Raw genomic sequence first — 19,129 nt, forward strand, 5'->3', positions numbered from 1 at the left:
TCGTGTGTCGTTTTTGTCGTGCGTCAGGTCATGCCGGACAGCCCGCGGGCTCCGGTCAGAACGGCCATAGCGGCCAGAAGGATCAGAGCGACGGTTCTGTAGCCGCCGTCTCCGAGCCTGTGAAAACCGAGGCTGCCCGCCCATGTCCCCAGAAGGAGAACCGGCAGGGCAAGAACGGCCGTCAGCACCGCCTCGCGCGTCAGTTCACCCGCCCAGAAGAGGCCGGGCAGCGCCAGAAGCGATGTCAGGAAGAAGAACACCATCAGCGATGCCCGCGTCCGGTCCGCCGCCTGCGTCCGGCCCAGGAAATAAGCGATGGCCGGGGGGCCGGGCATCGCCGCCAACCCTGAGAACAGCCCCGCCACCAAACCGGCACCGAGCGCCGGACCGGGGCCGTCCGGCAGGCGCAGCTTCGTCAGCAGCGCAAGAAACCCGCAGCCGACCAGCACCGCGAGGACGACGCGCATCGTATCCGCAGGCAGATGCGTCAGCCCCCAGATGCCCACCGGGGTGCCGACCACGGCCCCCAGCGTCAGCAGCGCAAGCGCCCGGCGATCGAGCAGCCGATGCATCGCAACCACATCGCGCATCCCGATAAGGCATTGCAGCACGATGGCGATGGCGACCGCCCGGGCCGGCGCAACCACGAGGCTCATCACCGGCACGGCGGCCATGGCAAAGCCGAAGCCGGTCAGCCCGCGCAAGACGGCCGCCGCGAACACGGCCGCCAGGAGGAGCCCCGTGACGATCATCCGTCGAAGTTCATGACGATGGTTTTCTTGCGGGTGAAATGCTCGGTCATCGCCTCGAGGGACGCTTCCTTGCCAAGCCCCGAACGACCGAACCCCCCATAAGACACGTTGGGTTGGATCGTCAGGTTCTGGTTGACCTGTACATACCCGGCATCGAGCCGCGCCGTCGCATCCAGCGCCGTGTTCAGATCGCGGGTCCAGATCGTCGCAGCCAGTCCGTAACCGCTCGTATTGGCGCGGGCGATGACATCGTCGTAATCCTGCCATACCTGCACCACGGCGACCGGACCGAAGATCTCTTCGCGCACGCAGGGGTGATCCTCCGGCAATCCCAAGATCAGGGTCGGCTGCTCGAACAGGTCGGGCACGATGGCGCCGCCCTTGGGCAGACGGCCGTAACGGCGGATCTCCGCATCCTCGACCTTTTCGGCCATCGCGACATATCTGCGAATGGTCGCGGCCTGACGCGCGTTGATGATGGTGCCGATCTCCGTCGCCTCATCGAGCGGATCGCCGATCACCATCGCGTCCAGCCGGGCACCGATCTTGGCAAGGAACGCGTCCTTCAGATCGGCATGGACGTAGATGCGCGAAGCCGCGGTGCAGCTTTGCCCCTGACGGGTGAACCGCATCCCCGAAAGCGCGCCTTCGACCGCCCGATCGAGGTCGGCATCGGCGCATATGATCATCGGCGATTTGCCACCCAGTTCCAGACTGACCGGCACGATCCGTTTCGCGCCCGCCTCGTAGACCGCCTGCCCCACCGCTTCGGACCCGGTGAAGCTGATCTTGGCCACGTCGGGATGCGCGGTCAGCACGGCGCCGCAATCCGCGCCGGTACCGCAGACGACATTGACGCAGCCCTCCGGCAGGTGCGCGGCCAGAATCTCGGCGCAGAGCAGCGTGGCGAACGGCGCCTCCTCCGAAGCCTTGACGACCACGGTGTTGCCCGCAACCAGAGCCGGGCCGATTTTCAGCATCATGAGAACCAAGGGCACGTTCCATGGCAGGATCGCCGCGACGACGCCCAACGGCTCCCGGATCGTCATGGTCAGCATGCGCGGGTTGTAGGGCACCGTCTCGCCCTTCAGCTCCGAACCGAGCCCCCCGTAGAATTCCAGCAGATCCGCCGCCACGGCGACTTCCCCGCGGCATTCCGTGCGCAGCGCCTTGCCGGTTTCCATCGCAAGGATCCGCGCGATGGCCTCGGATTGCTCGGCGAGGGCGCGGCCGGCGGCGGCGACGGCCTTGCCACGGGTCCGGGCGGGCGTTCGCGCCCAAGCGTCGAAGGCGCCGCGCGCCGCGGCGACGGCCGCATCCGTTTCCACCGCGCCGGCATCCGCCGCGTCGCCCAGCTGCGTGCCGGTGGCCGGGTTCAGCACGGGCAACCGCCGGGCGGACGGGACGCGGCGGCCACCGATGAGGTTCTGACCCGCGAGGCTGCGGATGGCGGTGACCGGATCGATCTGAAGGGAGGGGCTGTGTTCTGTCATGAACGTCACTTTCCGCGCGGATGGTTTCGATTGCATGGGCCAGCATCGGGTTTCCGATGGGGCCAGAGGGACATCGCCGCTCAGCCAAGGGCCAACAGCGTCGCCAGATCATGGGCGGGTCCGGTGCCGATACCGACAAGGCGCGTACCGGAATGCGGCGCATCCCCGGGGGTGAGCGTCCAGCGGCCCGCCACATATTGCAGCAAGGCCGCCCCCCCTTGCAGCGCCACCCAGCCCTTCAGCCGCAAGAGGCTGCGCGGCAGTCGGCCCAGAGCGCGCTCGAGCTCTGCCGCATCCAAAGGCGCCTCCCAATCAAGGCGGCTGCGACTGAAGACGTCTTCGTGCCGCCCGTCGGGAACCGGCGGTGCGACCGTCAGGCCGCGCCCCGGCAATGCCAGAAGTTCGGGCGGCAGGGCGGCATGGGAGGTGCGCACCACCGGGCGGCCCGGTGCGATGCGCCTGAGGGCCGTCGCCGCCTTGGACACCAGCGCCTCGCCCGCCGCATCCGCATGATTGAGCAGCACGAGATCCGCCCCGTCGAACTGCCGCACCACCGTATCCCCCACGAGCGGATCGTCGAGCAGACCGGGCAATTCGGCGGCATGGGCCAGCACGATCACCAGATGCAGGCTCAGCGCTGGGTCCAGCAGGGCGAATTCGGCGATGCGGCGGGGCTCGGCCACGCCCGACGCCTCGATCAGGATCGCTTTCGGGCCGCTCGCCAGCGCCCGGTCCAATGCCGGCCCGATACCTTCCGCCATGGAGCAGCAGATGCATCCCCCCGACAGTTCGAAGGTCAGATCATCCGCCGAGGCAATCAGTCCGGCATCGACGTTGAGATCCCCGAAATCGTTGACCAGAACCGCCGTCCGCGGCGGCGCGGCGGCAAGGATGCGGTTCATCAGCGTGGTCTTGCCGGACCCGAGGAAACCCCCGACGACGGTGACCGGGACGGCGCCGCTCATGCCCGCACCTCGGCCGTCGGCAGCGCCATGGGGACCGGCGGCGCGCCCGTGATGCGGCTGGCGTGGAAACGGCCCGACACGAGGGTGCCCGCGATGCGGATATCCTTCAGCGCCTCGGGCGGCACCTCGAACGGGTCATCCTCCAGTACGGCGAAATCGGCGAATTTGCCCACCTCAATGGACCCGACGAGGTGATCGAGCTTCAATTGCCATGCCGCGCCCAACGTGATGGCCCGCAGCGCCTCGGGCACCGAAATCCGTTCCTCCGCGCCCAGCACCCGGCCCGACGCGGTGCGCCGATTGACCGCGCACCAAGCGGTGAAAAGCGGCGCCAGCGGCGTGATCGGAGCGTCGGAATGAATCGCCAGCGGCACGCCCGAGGCCAGCGCCGTCGCGCAGGCATCCATCCGCTGCGCCCGGTCCGGCCCCATGGTCAGGGCGTGATGCTGATCCCCCCAGAAATAGATGTGATTGGCGAAAAGGTTGGCGCAGATGCCCGTTGCCGCCATCCGGCGAAACTGACTTTCATCCGCCATCTGACAGTGCTGAAGCACATGCCGATGATCCGGAAAAGGCGCATCGGCCAAGGCCCCCGTCAGCACGTCGATCGCGAATTCCGAAGCTTGGTCCCCGTTCACATGCAGATGCATCTGGATGCGCGCGGCGTTGTAGGCGCGGATCAGATCGCGCAACTGCGCCGGGGGCATGTTCCAAATGCCGTTCGGCGCACCGTTGTGATAGCCCGGCCATTTCAACCGCGCCGAGAACCCTTGTATCGACCCGTCGGTCATCACCTTGACGGGGCCGGGGTGGAACCGGTCATTGGCCAGACGGCGTATCTCCTCCATCCGCCGGATCCCCTCGGCGGGCGGCATGGATACCGCGGCCAGCGCCGGCACGCACCGCAGCGGAAAATCCTCGTCCGAGGTCGCGGAGACATAGGCCGCGACCACCCCCTCGGTCAGCTTCTGGTGCAGGTCGGTGCAGGTGGTGACCCCGGCATTGACCGCCGACTGGGCAAAGCGGCCAAGGATGTCCGGCGTGATGTCGCGCAGCGCGAAGGCATCCCCCACGACCTTCTGGGCCATGAACATCGCCGCCATTTCCCGAAGCTCGCCCGTCGGCATCCCATTCGGATCGCGCAGGATGCCCTCGACCCCGGTGGCCTTGTCCATGCCGCCGCGCATCAGGACGACGCTGTTCACCGTCATCAGATGGAACGAGGCATGGATGATCAGGATCGGGCGCGTCGTGGAGACTTCGTCCAGATCCAGACGGGTCAGGCGCGCCGCCCCGAAATAGATCGGGTCGAACCCCCACGCCAAGAGGGGCGCATCTGGATCGTCCAACTGCGCCTCTCGCTCCTTCAACCGCTCGATCACCGCGCGGGGGCTGCCAAGCCCGCCCTCCAGACGGCCATCGGGGGCATGGCGGCGGAAATACCCAAGGAACAGATCCTTCCAAACGCCCCCCTCCATCGCATGCGCATGCGCCTCCACCAGACCCGGCATCAGCACCCGGTCCGCAAACCGATCGTCGATCTTACCGACGTTCCAACGCGCGCAATCGGCGGCATCGCCCACCGCAAGAATACGTCCATCGCTGATCGCCGCATGTGTGGCGATCGGGCGGTTGCGGCTCATGGTGTGAATGCGTTTCGCGCGGATGACCCGGATGGTGTCGGTCATGTCTGCGGCCCCTCTGCTGTCCGGTCGCATCAGACTAGTCGGCAGCGCCGCCGCGCAGACAGGGCCAACACCGCCCTGCGGCTTGGGCCAGAGGTTAACGCAGGCTGGCGGCCGCTTCGCCCAGAAGGCGCAGCCCGCGGTCGATCCGCCGATCGTCGATATAGGACATGCCAAGGCGCAGGAACCGCCCGGCATGATCTTCGGGCACGAAAGGATCGCCGCTTTCGGTCAGAACGCTGCGCTCCGCCGCGGCCTGCCAAAGACGGCGCGCGTCCATCCCCGCCGGACATTCGAGCCAGACCGACGAGCCGCCCCCGCCATGGCTCATCCGGAACGCCGGCAGATGCGTTTCGCACCCGGCGACGATCTTTTCGAACCGATGCTGCAAGGCGCTGCGCAACTGCCGGACGAGGGCGAAGTAATGCCCCTCGGCCAGAAAGATCGCCGCCGTACGCTGATTGTTGAGCGGTGCCGAGCGATGAATGAGGCGCCGCAGCCAGCGGGCCTCTTCGATCAGGGGGGCATCCGCCACCATGAACCCAAGGCGCACGCCCGGAGACAGCACCTTGGACAATGTGCCGAGATAGGCCACCCGCCCCTCGGTATCGAGCGATTTGAGCGTGCTGCCATCCGACGCGAAGGCGGTTTCGCCGTCGTAATCATCCTCGATCAGCAGCGTTCCGTCCCGCTTCGCCCGCGCAAGGATCGCGGTTCGGCGCGCGGCGGACATCTGCACCATGGTCGGGCAGTGGTTCACCGGCGTCAGGATGGCGATGTCCAACGGCCCGGCAAGATCGGTCCGCGCCCCATCGGCATCCACCGGCAGATCGACGATCTCGGCACCATCGGCGGCGAAGATGTTGCGCGCATCGGGATAGCCGGGCATTTCGGCCCCGACACGCGTTCCCGGACGGGCCAGAAGGCGCGACAGCAGGTACAGCCCCTCCTGCGTGCCGAGCGTGATCAGGATTTCCTCGGGGCGGGCGAAGACACCCCGCTGCGGCAGGATCTGGGTGCGGATCTGCTCGATCAGAAGCGGATCATCCTCCACCGCGCGGTCGGCGGTCCACCAGTCGATCGCCGAGCGGCCCAGAGCGTCCCGCGAACAGGCCCGCCATGTGTTGATCGGAAACAATCGCGGATCGACCTGACCATAGACGAAGGGATATTCGTAATCCTGCCAGTTCGACGGCTTGATGATATGGCGCAGCTGCGACGGGCGTTGCTTGAGCCGCGCCGCCCAATCGATCGCCGGGCGCCGGTCCGCAGCGTCCGGGACGGGCATCGGATCGTTCGCGGCCTCCCGGGCCTCGCCCACGAAATACCCCCGGCGCGGCACCGCGTTCAGATAGCCGCGGGCCACCAGTTCCTCATAGACGGCCGAAACCGTGTTGCGCGCGATCCCAAGCTGTTCGGCCAGCCGCCGGGACGGCAGCATCTTTTGCCCGGACATCATCTGCCCCGCGTGAATCGCCTCTACGATGGACCGCCGCAACTGCGCCTGTATGGGGTCGGAACTGTCGCGGGCGATCGGGGTCAGCATGGGACGCTCATATCAGGGGCCAGTTGGGGTCAGCTTGGGCCAGCGTGGCGCGCCCCTCAACGTTTCCGGCAGGGGAAACGGCCGCGAAGGCCTCGATTGCCGCATTTTTCCGCACATTTGCGCGGTGTGGCCCCATGTGTTGCGCAATGCTGGCCCTGTCCGAACCGCCGCAGACGCGCTTGGGTTGCCGGAACTCAGGAGGTTGCGCGATGTATGACAACGATCTGACCGCAGTGGTCGAGGCGGACAGGAGCCACGTTTGGCACCACATGGTCCAGCATGCGGGATTCGCGTCGAAGGATCCGCGGATCATCGTCGAAGGGCGTGGCCTGTCGGTCTGGGATCAGAACGGCCGGGAGTTCACGGACGCGGTGTCGGGCGGGGTCTGGACGGTCAATGTCGGCTATGGCCGCGAAAGCATCGCCAATGCGGTGCGGGATCAATTGATCCGGATGAATTATTTCGCCGGCAGCGCCGGATCGGTCCCCGGGGCGCTGTTCGCCGAACGGCTGCTGACGAAGATGCCGGGGATGAGCCGGGTCTACTATGCCAATTCGGGCAGCGAGGCCAACGAGAAGGCGTTCAAGATGGTGCGCCAGATCGCGCACAAGCGGCATGGCGGACGAAAGCACAAGATCCTGTTCCGCGAACGCGACTATCACGGCACCACCCTCGGCACGCTGTCGGCCTGCGGCCAGCCGGAACGCCATATGCAGTACGGTCCGCTGACCCCCGGTTTCGTCGAGGTGCCGCATTGCCTCGAATACCGCGCCCAATGGGACCTTTCGGGCGAGGCCTATGGCCGCCGCGCGGCGGATGCGATCGAAGAGGTGATCCTGCGCGAAGGCCCCGACACCGTGGGGGCCCTTTGCCTCGAGCCGATCACCGCAGGCGGCGGCGTCATCGTGCCCCCCGAAGGGTATTGGCCGCGGGTGCAGGAGATCTGCCGCAAATACGATATCCTGCTGCATATCGACGAAGTGGTCTGCGGCGTGGGCCGGACCGGGACGTGGTTCGGCTATCAGAACTACGGGATCGAGCCGGACTTCGTGACCATGGCCAAGGGGGTCGCCTCGGGCTATGCGGCGATTTCGTGCTGCGTCACCACCGAGGCGGTGTTCGACCTCTTCAAGGGGGATGCGGCCGACCCGCTGGATCATTTCCGCGACATCTCCACCTTCGGCGGCTGCACGGCGGGGCCCGCCGCCGCGCTCGAGAATCTGCGGATCATCGAGGACGAGGGTCTGCTGCAGAACACGCTGACCATGGGCGATCGGCTGCTGGGGCATCTGCAGGCCCTGACGGAGAAACATGCCGCCGCGGGCGAGGCGCGGGGCAAGGGGCTGTTCTGCGGTCTGGAACTGGTAGCCGACCGGGCGACGCGTGCGCCCCTCGATGAAAAGTCCGTCGCCGCAGTCGTCGCCGAATGCGATCGCCGCGGCGTGATCCTCGGGATGACCAATCGCAGCCTGCCGGGCCTGAACAACACGCTCTGCCTCTCGCCCGCGCTTACGGTGACGGCGGATCAGGTGGATATGATTTCCGATACGATCGACCGGGCCTTGGCCACGGTTCTGGGCTGAAGGGACATCTCGAAGATGACGACGACAATCTACCGCGCCGCAAAGATCCTGACGATGAACCCCTCCAACCCGGTGGCCAGCCATGTCGCGGTGCGCGACGGCAAGGTGCTGGGCGCAGGCACGCTGGAGGAGCTGGCAGGCTGGGGCGATCACGTCCTCGACGAACGCTTCGCCGATAAGGTGCTGATGCCGGGCTTCGTCGAGGGTCATGCGCATACCTCGGCCGGAAGCCTGTGGGATTATTGCTATCTCGGCTATTTCGACCGCGCCGATCCGGATGGCACCGTCTGGCCGGGGCTCAAGGACCGCGATGCGGTGGTGGCGCGACTGGCCGAAGCCTGCGCCGGGGTGCCCGAAGGCGATCTGGTCCTCGGCTGGGGGCTGGACCCGATCTATATGGACAACGTGCGGCTGACGCGCGCCGATCTCGACGCGGCCTCGGCGCGCCACCGGATCTTGGTGATGAACGCCTCCGGGCATATCGTCAACGCCAACACCGCCGCGCTCGATCATGCGGGATTGCTCCGCGGCGGGCTGAACCATCCCGGCATTCCGCTTGGCGATGACGGGCTGCCCATGGGCGAATTGCGCAGCCCCGAGGTGATGGGCCCGGCGATGGCGCGCAACGGCATCGAGCACGACCTGATGGAGGGGGATGCCAGCGGGCTGAAATCCTACGGCCGGCTTTGCGTCCGCGCGGGGGTCACCACCTCGACCGACTTGGCCCGCATGCTGGACGATGCGATCATATCCGACATGCTGGCCGTCACGGGCGCGGCGGATTTTCCCGTCTGCATCGTGCCGTTCCGCATCATGCTGGGCATGACACCGGAAAATCTGGTGAACTTCGTCGTCTCCAGCAAGGCGCGCAGCACGGACCGGCTCGATCTTGGCCGGATCAAGGTCGTGGCGGACGGCTCCATTCAGGGCTTCACCGCACGCCTGCGCGCGCCGGGCTATTACAACGGAGCGCCGAACGGCCTTTGGTATGTCGCCCCGGAGCAGCTTCTGGAGATCTACGAGCGGGCGCTGAAGGCCGGGGTTCTGGTGCACACGCACACCAATGGCGACGAGGCCACCGAACTGGCAATCGAAAAGCTGGAGGCGGCATTGGCACAGGTGCCCGTGCGCGATCACCGCTTCACCTTGCAGCATTGCCAATTGGCTGGCGGCGATCAGTTCCGCCGCATGGGGCGGCTCGGCATGTGCGTCAATCTCTTCGCCAATCACCACTATTATTGGGGCGACGAACATTACCGCTACACCGTCGGGCCGGAACGCGCGATGCGCATGAACGCCACCCGCACCGCACTCGCGAACGGCCTGCCGCTGGCGATCCATTCCGACGCGCCGGTGACCCCCCTCGGCCCCCTCTTCACCGCATGGGCCGCCGTCACGCGCCTTACGGCGTCGGGGCGCCTTCAGGGCGCACATGAGGCGATCACGGTCCCCGAGGCGCTTTACGCCATCACGATGGGGGCGGCCGTGACGCTGAAGATGGACCACATGATCGGCTCGATCGAAACGGGAAAGCGCGCGGATTTCGCCATCCTCGAGGCCGATCCCACCGAGGTGGCGCCGGAGGATCTCAAGGATGTCGGCGTCTGGGGCACGGTTCAGGGCGGGCGTGTCTTTGCCGCGGCCGACGTCTGATGCGGCTTCCGGTGACGATCCTCGGCGGCTATCTCGGCGCCGGGAAGACCACGCTCGTCAATCATGTGCTGCGCAACGCCGATGGGCTTCGTCTGGCCGTGTTGGTGAATGATTTCGGCGCGCTGCCGATCGATGCGGACCTGATCGAGGCCGAGGAGGACGGCGTGATCTCGCTTTCCGGGGGCTGCGTCTGTTGCAGTTTCGGCGGCGATCTCTCCAGCGCGCTGATGCGCCTTGGCGCCCTCTCCCCCGCGCCGGACCATGTCTTGATCGAATGTTCCGGCGTGGCCCTGCCCGGCAGCGTCGCCTTCATGGTGGAGATGACGGAGGGCATGCGCCTTGACGGCGTCGTAACGCTGGCCGACGCCGAGAGGGTGCGCGATCTGGCCACCGATGGCTATGTTGCCGACACCGTACGCGCCCAGTTGATGCAGGCGGATATCCTCGTTCTCAACAAATGCGATCTGGTGGAGCCGAGCGCGTTGGCACAGACCCGTATTTGGCTTGGCGACGTGACCGATGCGCGGGTCTTGCAGGCCCGCGAGGCCGCGGTGCCGCCATCGGCCTTGCTGGGTGCCCTGCCGGTCCCGCGCCGGGGGCACCGGCTCGATCACGGCCATGCGGACGCGTTCCGCAGTTGCACCCTGACCCCTCCGCCCGGCGATCCGGACGCTCTGGCCCGGGAACTGGCCACCGGATCCTTCGGAGTGATTCGCGCCAAAGGCTATGTGCAGGCCTTGGACGGGGGCACTCACCTCGTTCAGATCGTCGGCCGCCGGTGGCGCACCTCGCCGGCGAAGGAGGCGGCGGCGGGCCTCGTCTGCATCGGCACCGCGCAGGATTTCGCCGCAGAGACGCTTGGCCGATTGGGGCGCGTTTCCTGATTCCGCATCGCCGATGCCGCCGCATCGTCCCTTGCGGGCCGATACCGCACCGTCACCTTTCCCGTGCAGGATGGGTGGCGCGAACTCCAGTCTTTCGTCGAAAGGTGACTGCCCTTAAGACTCGGGTACATCCACACCCGCGTTCTGCGCTGCACAAAGGCTGATACCGATCCAGATGACCTTACCGACCCGCACCGAGCAGCTTCAGATGATCCGGGCTTCGGAGCTGATGGATCCCGACTGGTATCGGGAGACCTATCGCGATGTGGCCCTGCTGCGGCTGGACCCGGCGGTGCATTACTTCGATCACGGCGCGGCCATGGGCCGGAATCCGGGCAAGGCCTTCGATACGAAATATTACCTGCGCAACGCGCCCGGCGCGGCGGAGAGCGGCCTCAACCCCCTGGTCCATCACATCCTTTCGGGGCAAACATCCGCAACCAAGCCCCCACGCGCGGCAGGGCTGCGGCATATGGCGACGCTGCGCACGAAGCTGCTTTCTCTGGGCTTTACCGAACCGCCGCTGACGGACCTTCGGAACGCGGTTCAGCATGCCAAGGTGCCGGACACGCGCGCGCTGGCCTCGCGGGAATTGGCGATGTGGGAGATGCGGCAGAAGTCGCAGGAGGGATACGCCGCCGCCCTCACCCATCTGGCGGCGGCGCGGGCGGATGCGCGCGATCACGGCTTTCGCAGCAAGCTGTCCGTGCTGGAACTGCTGTGCCACCACCATCTGGGCGATGATGCGGGTGCGCGGGCCTGCTACGAGCGCGCCGCCTTGGCCGGAGAGGTGGGGCCGGACATGCTGCTGGCCCGTACGAACATCGAGACCGACCCCGAGATGCGGCTCACGCTCATCAATGCGGTGCTGGGCCATTACGGCATCGCGCCGGTGGCGCTTGGCGGGAACGCGGACCAGCCGCTCTATGATCGTATGACGGGGGATGCGCATCCGGCCGTCGGGGATGGGCCGAAGGTGACGGTCCTGATCGCGGCCTATGACGCGGCCGATACCCTGCCTTCGGCGCTGCGCTCGCTTCAGGAACAGACATGGCGCAATCTCGAGATCCTCGTGCTCGACGACTGTTCCCCCACGCCCGGCACGCGGGAGGTGGCCGAACGTTTCGCCGCCGAAGACCCCCGCATCCGCTACATCCGGATGGAGGAGAACCGCGGCGCCTATGTCGCGCGCAATCGCGGGCTGGACGAGGCGACGGGCGAGTATATCACCCTGCACGACGCCGATGACTGGTCGCATCCGGCAAAGATCGAAACCCAGATCCGCCATCTTCTGGCCCATCCCGACGTGGTCGGATGCCTGAGCGAACAGGCGCGGGCGATGTCCGACCTGACCTTCAGCCGCTGGGCGGGCGAGGGTGTGTTCATCATTCCGAACACCTCTTCGTTCATGTTCCACGCCCCGCGCATGCGCGACGCCTTGGGCTATTGGGACAGCGTTCGATTTTCGGCGGATAACGAGTTGATCCGGCGCATGCAGCGCGTCTTCGGCAAGGAGAGCGTCACTTTCCTCGAAACCGGCCCGCTGTCCTTCCAAAGGGATTCCGCGACCTCGATCATCGCCGATGCGGTCCTTGGGGTGAACGGGTTCTTCATGGGGGTCCGGCGCGAATACCTGCATGCGCAGAGCCATTATCGGCATCAAGAGGGGGCCGATCTGCGCTTCGGCAACGACTGGCGCGTCCGTCCCTTCCCCGTTCCCGTCGTCATGCGGGCCGACCGGGCGGAGCGTCTGTCCGAAGCGGGGCACCTCGATGTCGTGATCGCGGGCGATCTGCGGACCGGCAGTGCCAGCGTCAGGATCGTGCTGGACCTGATCGCCCGGCATCAGGCGGCCGGACGGACCGTGGGGATGTTCGAGTTGAATCGCTACCGCGCCACGGGCGTGCAGAGCACGCGGATCGCCACCGACCTGCGGGCCGAGGCTTGGGCGCGCGGCGTCCGGATCCTGTCCTTCGGCGAGGCGGTGCGCTGCGAGACGCTGTTCGTCATCGACGCGAACGTGCTGAAGGATACGCAGCGCTACATGCCCTCGGTGACGCCGGGCCATGTCCGGGTGATCGACCTGCCGGATGCGGACGATACCCCGCCCCGCGATGTCGCGGCCGGCTGGGTTGAGCGTTCTTGGAGCTGCACCCCCGAATGGGAGGATGCCCCCATCACCCCCGAGCAGAACGAGGAGGGCTGACGATGTCCGACACCACCGCGCATGATGACCGGCACAGCCTTCTGCGCGCGCTGATCGCCCGCGATCTGCGCATCTGCGAAGTGCAGACCGAGGTTCAAAACCTTCTGAGCCTTCAGGCCGCCGCAAAGGAAGACGCCGAGGCGCGCTTCAAGGAAACCGCGCACCTGACCCGCCGACTGGCGGCGGCGAAGAAGGCGGGCGAGACGGACAAGGCCCTTGCCAAGCTGCGGGCCGAATGCGACGCGCTGAAGACGAGCCTTGCCGCCGAAAAGGCCGCAAAGGCGCGCTGCGAGGCCGAGGTGGAGGCGCTGAAACAGCGCATCGCTGCCTTGCAGGCAGACCGGCCCTGACGGCCCCCACTCCCTCCCCCCCAAGGTATATCATGTCGCTGACCGTCATCGTCCCCGTCTTTCATTCGGCCAGTCTGGTCGCGCAGTTCCGGGACGTGATTCTGGCGCAGAGCGACCGGCCCGAGGCGGTGGTCTTCGTGGATGATGGATCGCGCGACGGCACCGCCGCCGAGCTTTGCCGCGCCGCCGAAACGCTCAAACGCGCCGGCATAGGGTGCACGATCGTGACCCATGCCGAAAACCGGGGGCGCGGCGCTGCCCGTCGAAGCGGGCTGGACGCCGTGAAGACCGAGCATGCGGCATGGCTCGATATCGACGATCTGTTCGGCCCGGACCGCATCCGCCGCCTGCGCCACGCGCTGGCCAAGGCCGATACCGCGCGCGGCCCGTGGCTTTTGACGACGCCCTATACCTTGTGCCAAGCGCGCCGGATCAGCGCCCGCACCCCCATGCCCGCACGCGCCGTGGCATCGGTGGCGGACCTCTACGACACGGCGCGGGGGCCGCGCACCTTGCAGCTTCAGACGCTGGCCGGGCCGACGGCCTCCTTCCAGCTGGCCGGGTTCGACCCCGCGCTCAACTGGGCGGAGGATCTGGATTTCCTTCTACGCTTTCTGGGTGCGGGCGGCCATGTGCAGACCGCCGATCCTGCGGACCCCGCCGCCCCGCAGGCCGAGGATGTGATCTATTTCCAATCCTTCACCCGCACCGGCCGCGATCTCGTGGAGGAGGCGAACCGCCGGGTCTATGACAAGAACAGCGCCCTCCTCCTAAGCCATGGCATCGCGCCGGAGGCGGAACTCGCCCGCAAGACCGAGGCCTATATCGCGCATTTCGCGCCGCATTCCGCCCCCCAGACCGAGGAGGCGCCGTCCGAAGCGCTCGATTTGCCGGATGCGGCGGACGGGGCGTATCTCTTCCTCTCCCCCATGGACGATGTCGTGGCGCGCCTTGCTGCGGGCCAGGTTCCGAGCCGGGCCGATATCGTCGGGGCCTTCCTTGCCGGGGCCGACCGCCTGCGCCGCATCCGCAGCGCCGCAGACCCCTACGAGGTGGAGGATCGCCGCATCCTGCGCAGCCCGACCGGGCGCTTCGATCTGCAGGATGCGGGCCGCATGCATGCGGCGCAACAGGGCGGCCCCTTGTCGTCATGGGCGGATGGGGCGGCACCGGCGGGCGTGTTCCAACCGATCTTCGCGCGGCTGACGGACCCATCCTTGCCGCTCTTCATCAGCTTCTTCGCGGGCGCCCCCTTTTACCGCGCCTGCGCCGAACGTCTGTCACGGCAGTTGGAGCGGTTCGGCGTGGATTACCAGATCTGCGAATTCACGCCCGATGCCGGGATCGACTGGACGCGGATCTGCCGCAAGAAGATCGCCTATCAGATCGCGCAGCACCGCCGCCACGGGCGTCCGATCTTCTGGATCGACGCCGATTCCCAGCTTGTCGGCGATCCGCGCGCCCTCGGCACCGGGAACGACGACGGCATCGGGGCGTTCCTGCGCAATTTCCACTACCTCATGGGCTTCGATCCGGCGCAGTTCGCACGGCTGCTGCATCCGGGCTATCTGCGCTTCGGGATGGGCACGGTGATCGACCGCTTCTTCGCCCATCTCGAATCCGTGGACGCCGCCGCCCCGGACAATGCCACCGATGACTGGGTTCTTCAGGAAGCGCTGAGCAGCTTCGACGGCGCGCTGACCTTCACGCTGTTCCCGCCCGCCGCCGTGACCACCACCCAAGAGGCGGAGTCAAGCGGTGCCGCCGTCTTCCAGCACACCGACAGCGGCAATGTCGCCAACGCGGCACGGACGGCGGCGCAGCATCTATCCGAAGCCCTATCGCCCGAACGCCAGCTTCCGGTGCTGCGCGACGGTGCGCAGACCGCGATGAAGCGGGGCGAATTGCGGGATGCCGCGTCTTTCTACAAACGCATCCGGCAGATCGCGCCCGGCGATACCGAGGCGCTGACGCGCCTTCTGAACGTCTATGATCGGCTAGGAGAAGCCAAGAAATACGCCTTCCACTTCAACCGCGCCAAGAAGGACCCGGCCCTGCGCGGGGCCGCCCTGCGGGCCGATCTCGACCGGCTTTATGGCGCTGGTTTGTGGGAGGATGCCGAGAAGACCGGCGCGACGTTGATCGCCACCGGCACCCCGGAGGACGCGGCTTTTGCCCAGAGCCGCGCCTATCGCCACGGCTTCGATCGGAGGGCCGCCGCCCGCGGCATCCCCGACGAGGACCGCGTTCCCATGATGTGGTGGGAACAGCCCTTTCCCGGCAATCTCGGCGACATCATCGGCCCCTATGTCGTCGAGGGGATGACCGGCATCCCCCCGCGCTACAGCAAGGCCTCTCCGCGCGTTTTGTCGATCGGGTCCATCATCCGGTTCGGGCGCGCGGGCGATACGATCTGGGGTTCGGGCGCGGCGGCGCAGCTTCAGGAACTGGACCCGCGGGCGCAATATCGCGCCGTGCGCGGCCCGCTGACGCGCGACATGGTGCTGAAGGCCGGTGCCGCCTGCCCCGAGGTCTACGGCGATCCGGCATGGTTCCTGCCGCATATCCATCCCTGCCGCGACGTGGCCAAGACCCACCGGCTTGGTCTGATCCGCCATTTCACCCATGAAACGCGGGCGTTGGACATCGCGCCCGATGTCCGCTCCATCGGTATCATCCGCGGCTCGGTGGCCGAGATCGAGGCTTTCCTCGAAGAGATGAACGCCTGCGAGGCGATCATCTCCACCTCGCTCCACGGGCTGATCATCGCGCAGGCCTACGGCATTCCGGCCGCGTGGGCCGTCGACAGCGCATCGGGGCGGCAGATCCACGGCGACGGGATGAAATTCGCCGATTACGCGCTGAGCGTCGGGATGCCGGAGCCCGTTCCCTTCGACCTCGCCTCGGTGCCGCGCATCGACGCGGCGCTGGCCGCCCTGTGCACCCATGCGCCGACGCGGCCCTTCGATCTGAAGCGCCTTGCGGATGCCGCCCCCTTCACGGTGACGCCGGATTTCCGCGCAAGGCTCTGATCAGGAGGCAAGGGCCGACAGCTTGTCGGCCTCCCGCCCCAGATCGTCGGCCAGCCGTTCGGACCACAGGGCGTTGACCGTGCTCGACTGGCTTTGGATGTCGGGGATATGCGGCAGCTTCACATCCGGCGGCAGCGCGCTTTCCCGCAGCCCCACCTTGTCGAGGATGGCTGCGACATGCCCGGCGGGATCGGTCGCGAAATGCTCGTAGCACAGGATATGCGGCGTGATCCCATGCTCGCGGAAGAACCGGCTCCACGAATGACGCTCGCGCAGAAGGCGGATCAAGCGGCGGCGGAGCGCGGTGTAATCATAGGTCGGCTGGCGCCAGACCTTCTGCGTGAAGATCCACGATCCGGTCTGCACCGCGATCTCCAACGAGACCGCCTGCGCGATGATGTCGAGCCGGTCGATCCGAACCCAATGCGCCTCGCGCAGCCACGCATCGGACACGATGGTGCGCAGATGCGCCACGTTGGAATAGTGCATCTTCACCGAAAAGCAGCCGTTCGGCCCCGTGCGCCGGCGCACCAGCGCGTCCAGCGTATGCGCGGTGCTTGCCCGCGGCGTTTCGGTATCGGCCAGCGTCGCCCATTCGCCGAGATAGCTGGCATCGCTTGCCGATTGGCCCGCCGCCTCGGCTGCGACGCGCACGCGCCAGCGGTTCCAATGGGCGGGATTGAAGTATTCCAGCGGCAGACCGGCGCGCCCGCTCGTGAAGAACTTCTGGCAGATGAAATGGCTGCCGCTTCGGGGAAGCGTCGCGAAGACCAGCTTGTGGCTCGGCGACGTTCCGGGCGGCCGCCGAGGGAAATCGAAATCGGACCCCACAGTTGGCAAATAGACACTGCTCTTGCGTTCGCGTGGATCCGACATTCACTTCCTGTTTCGGTGCGAGGGGGAGCCGGATTTACCGGCTCACCCCCCGTACTTAGTGACCCATGTGCCTTTGGCAATCATGGGGATCAGGCGCGGTCGAAGATCACAGCCTTTTCCGTGACCTCGGGCAGCGTCGCGAAGGGCGCGGCCTCGATCAGGGAGGTCAGGTTGATGCGCTTGCCGATCGGGGTGAACATGGACGGCGTGAAGCTGTCATCCCCGATATGATCCAGCTGGCCCAGATCGAGCGGGACGGGCGGCGTGTCGACGCCCACCGACGCGTAGTAATCCTGGAACTTGATGCCATCGCCGTGGATCTGCTGGCGCGCATTCGTCACCGTGGCAAGGCACGCCGGGATGCCGTAGGCCTGCGCGATGATGACGCCGTGCAACGAGCTGGACACGATGCGCTCGCAGCTCAGCATCTCGGTCAGGAACGCTTCGATCTGATCGTAGCCAAGGCGGCGGATGTCGATGCGGCGGATCGACGGATCGATGTCGAGCGGTGCATCCTCATGCGTGAAGTGCAGGATCAGCCCGGTCTTGTGGGTCTTGGGAACCTCGGGGCGGTAGAGGATCGGCAGGAACCACGCCGCATCGCCATAGACCTCGGGGCAGGTGCCGCCGTTGCGCAGCACCAGATCGCGCGTCATCGGGCCGCGCACGCTGTGATAGACGGCGTCGGGCGCCAGCGTGTCATCCGCATGCGGAGAGCCCGAACCCCAGACCGGCGTGCCGGCCTTTGCGAACTTGATGACCGATCCGATGGCGCACATCCCTTCGCCGCGCGGGGCGAATTTGGGCGGCACGCCCGTCATCTTCTCCACGATGTAGGGATTGACGATATCGCCGAGGTTGCCCGGATGCGGCTCTTCCCACCAGAACAGCTTCACGCGCCGATCGTCGGGGATGCCCGCAGCTTCGGCGCGGCGATCGAGCGAGTGGCGGAAGCTGCGGCTGTGGGCGAAGGCCGTGACCTTCGCATCGCCCGTCGCCTCGATCTCGGCCACCAGCGCATCGGCCTCGTCCCATTTGCCGGCGTCGAGCGCGCGCATCAGCGCGAACCGCATGGCATAGGGGGCAAGGGTCGGCACGCTGCGCCCGCGCTTCATCTCGGCGGCGATGCCGGCCTCGTCCTTGGCGCGCTTCAGGATGTCGAGCAGTTTGACATAGCTCGTGATGTCCGTCCCATCGATGGACACGAGATAGCGCAGCAGGAAGATCACCTGATCGCGCTTCCCGGCCTTGGAGGCGGCCGCGATCAACTCGTTCACGACCATCTTCTGGCTGTCCGGCTCCAGCGCGCGCGGCACATGCTGGCGCACCTTGCCCTTGTGATCCTTCACGTTGCCGCTGTCGCCGTGGCGGAACAGGGCATCGGGGCGGTCGGCTTCGTTCGGTTTCAGGATGTCGCGGGGCGACAGCAGCAGGATGCGCGGCTGCGCCTCGGAGGTGCGGAACGCCTGCTCCAGCACGAAATCGTCGGTGAAATCGCCCTCTTCGGATTTCTCCAGCGCCACCGCATCGTCGAGGAACTGGATCGTCGCAGGCGTGTAGCGGAACAAGATGTAACCGGGGTGGAACGTCCGCGCCAACGTCGAGAGGTTGTATTGCGGCATGTATTTGAAGTTGCGCGGGAAGATCGCGATGTCATAGGCGCCATCCCCCAGATCGTCGGGGTTCTTCATCAAGACCGCGTCCACATCGACCCACATGATCGGCGCTTGGTGCTTGTGCAGCATCTCGCGCCAGAAGCCGACCTTGCGGCGGCAGATCGAGACCCAGTTCTCGTTCTCGTCGAGTGTGATCGGCTGGATGTCGCAGGCAAGGCCCAGACGTGCGCACTGCGCCCGCAGTTCCTCGGCGCGTTCTTCGTAATATCCGCCCGTCGTGTAGAAGCTGATGAGCGTCAGCGGCGGGGGCGGCGTGGCGGCATCCGCCTCGACCATCTGCACGGGTTGCGGTACCTGCGTGGACTCTCCACGCCCGAACTGTTGCCAATACTTTAGCAGCATGTTGATCTACGCCCTCTAAGTCCACCCCAGCTGCAATCATGAGTTGAGTCTGGCTGGCAAGCAACACTTATTAACGTCCGTTAATG

At 66.6% G+C, this 19,129-nt stretch carries 13 protein-coding genes; 6 read left to right on the forward strand and 7 right to left on the reverse strand.

Translation table 11 applies throughout. The annotated features are described in order from the left end of the window. Positions 1–23: 23 nt before the first annotated feature. The 5 genes from GR316_RS08625 to pdxR form a co-directional block, all read right to left on the reverse strand. Positions 24–752, reverse strand: a complete 729-nt coding sequence (locus tag GR316_RS08625; protein WP_211783539.1) for a sulfite exporter TauE/SafE family protein — start codon at positions 750–752, stop codon at positions 24–26. Then, positions 749–2,245 carry an aldehyde dehydrogenase family protein gene (locus GR316_RS08630; protein WP_211783540.1) on the reverse strand — a complete coding sequence of 499 codons (1,497 nt, stop codon included), beginning with the start codon at positions 2,243–2,245 and terminating at the stop codon, positions 749–751. The genes GR316_RS08625 and GR316_RS08630 overlap by 4 nt, the downstream gene beginning before the upstream one ends. 80 nt (positions 2,246–2,325) lie before the next feature. Further along, entirely contained in the window at positions 2,326–3,210 is an 885-nt protein-coding gene (locus tag GR316_RS08635) for a CobW family GTP-binding protein (RefSeq protein WP_211783541.1), read from the reverse strand. Then, the gene (locus GR316_RS08640; RefSeq protein WP_211783542.1) at positions 3,207–4,898 is read right to left on the reverse strand and encodes an amidohydrolase; all 1,692 of its coding nucleotides are present in this window, start codon (positions 4,896–4,898) and stop codon (positions 3,207–3,209) included. The genes GR316_RS08635 and GR316_RS08640 overlap by 4 nt, the downstream gene beginning before the upstream one ends. A 94-nt stretch (positions 4,899–4,992) precedes the next feature. Then, positions 4,993–6,441 (reverse strand): MocR-like pyridoxine biosynthesis transcription factor PdxR, encoded by a 1,449-nt coding sequence (pdxR, locus tag GR316_RS08645; protein ID WP_211783543.1) that lies wholly within the window; start codon positions 6,439–6,441, stop codon positions 4,993–4,995. Positions 6,442–6,650: 209 nt separating this feature from the next. Here pdxR and GR316_RS08650 point away from each other — a divergent pair, with 209 nt between their 5' ends. From GR316_RS08650 to GR316_RS08675, 6 genes are all read left to right on the forward strand, one after another. Beyond that, entirely contained in the window at positions 6,651–8,024 is a 1,374-nt protein-coding gene (locus GR316_RS08650) for an aminotransferase family protein (RefSeq protein ID WP_211783544.1), read from the forward strand. Positions 8,025–8,039: 15 nt separating this feature from the next. Next, entirely contained in the window at positions 8,040–9,677 is a 1,638-nt protein-coding gene (locus GR316_RS08655; RefSeq protein ID WP_211783545.1) for an amidohydrolase, read from the forward strand. Further along, entirely contained in the window at positions 9,677–10,561 is an 885-nt protein-coding gene (locus tag GR316_RS08660) for a CobW family GTP-binding protein (protein ID WP_211783546.1), read from the forward strand. Before GR316_RS08655 ends, GR316_RS08660 begins: the two co-directional genes overlap by 1 nt. A 175-nt stretch (positions 10,562–10,736) precedes the next feature. After that, positions 10,737–12,767, forward strand: coding sequence for a glycosyltransferase family 2 protein (locus GR316_RS08665; protein ID WP_211783547.1), 2,031 nt, complete (start codon positions 10,737–10,739; stop codon positions 12,765–12,767). A 2-nt stretch (positions 12,768–12,769) separates the two neighbouring features. Beyond that, complete coding sequence (locus GR316_RS08670) at positions 12,770–13,117, forward strand: hypothetical protein (protein WP_211783548.1); 348 nt, start codon at positions 12,770–12,772, stop codon at positions 13,115–13,117. A gap of 32 nt (positions 13,118–13,149) precedes the next feature. Continuing rightward, positions 13,150–16,149, forward strand: coding sequence for a glycosyltransferase (locus GR316_RS08675; RefSeq protein WP_211783549.1), 3,000 nt, complete (start codon positions 13,150–13,152; stop codon positions 16,147–16,149). On the opposite strand, the gene GR316_RS08680 is transcribed toward GR316_RS08675, so the two are convergent. Together GR316_RS08680 and GR316_RS08685 are read right to left on the reverse strand one after the other, a co-directional pair. Then, positions 16,150–17,025, reverse strand: coding sequence for a Stf0 family sulfotransferase (locus GR316_RS08680; RefSeq protein ID WP_211783550.1), 876 nt, complete (start codon positions 17,023–17,025; stop codon positions 16,150–16,152). Between the two features lie 89 nt (positions 17,026–17,114). Continuing rightward, a complete protein-coding gene (locus tag GR316_RS08685) occupies positions 17,115–18,977 on the reverse strand; it encodes a polysaccharide pyruvyl transferase family protein (RefSeq protein ID WP_249218843.1) in 1,863 nt (620 codons plus the stop codon). Positions 18,978–19,129 lie beyond the last annotated feature (152 nt).

Origin of the sequence: Falsirhodobacter algicola (assembly GCF_018279165.1) — a bacterium.
In the GTDB taxonomy this organism is placed as follows: Bacteria; Pseudomonadota; Alphaproteobacteria; order Rhodobacterales; family Rhodobacteraceae; genus Falsirhodobacter; species Falsirhodobacter algicola.

Coding starts and splice junctions, on each gene's coding strand:
- GR316_RS08625 (WP_211783539.1), bottom strand. CDS start 752: ATGATCGTCACGGGGCTCCTCCTGGCGGCCGTGTTCGCGGCGGCCGTC.
- GR316_RS08630 (WP_211783540.1), bottom strand. CDS start 2,245: ATGACAGAACACAGCCCCTCCCTTCAGATCGATCCGGTCACCGCCATC.
- GR316_RS08635 (WP_211783541.1), bottom strand. CDS start 3,210: ATGAGCGGCGCCGTCCCGGTCACCGTCGTCGGGGGTTTCCTCGGGTCC.
- GR316_RS08640 (WP_211783542.1), bottom strand. CDS start 4,898: ATGACCGACACCATCCGGGTCATCCGCGCGAAACGCATTCACACCATG.
- pdxR (WP_211783543.1), bottom strand. CDS start 6,441: ATGCTGACCCCGATCGCCCGCGACAGTTCCGACCCCATACAGGCGCAG.
- GR316_RS08650 (WP_211783544.1), top strand. CDS start 6,651: ATGTATGACAACGATCTGACCGCAGTGGTCGAGGCGGACAGGAGCCAC.
- GR316_RS08655 (WP_211783545.1), top strand. CDS start 8,040: ATGACGACGACAATCTACCGCGCCGCAAAGATCCTGACGATGAACCCC.
- GR316_RS08660 (WP_211783546.1), top strand. CDS start 9,677: ATGCGGCTTCCGGTGACGATCCTCGGCGGCTATCTCGGCGCCGGGAAG.
- GR316_RS08665 (WP_211783547.1), top strand. CDS start 10,737: ATGACCTTACCGACCCGCACCGAGCAGCTTCAGATGATCCGGGCTTCG.
- GR316_RS08670 (WP_211783548.1), top strand. CDS start 12,770: ATGTCCGACACCACCGCGCATGATGACCGGCACAGCCTTCTGCGCGCG.
- GR316_RS08675 (WP_211783549.1), top strand. CDS start 13,150: ATGTCGCTGACCGTCATCGTCCCCGTCTTTCATTCGGCCAGTCTGGTC.
- GR316_RS08680 (WP_211783550.1), bottom strand. CDS start 17,025: ATGTCGGATCCACGCGAACGCAAGAGCAGTGTCTATTTGCCAACTGTG.
- GR316_RS08685 (WP_249218843.1), bottom strand. CDS start 18,977: ATGGTCGAGGCGGATGCCGCCACGCCGCCCCCGCCGCTGACGCTCATC.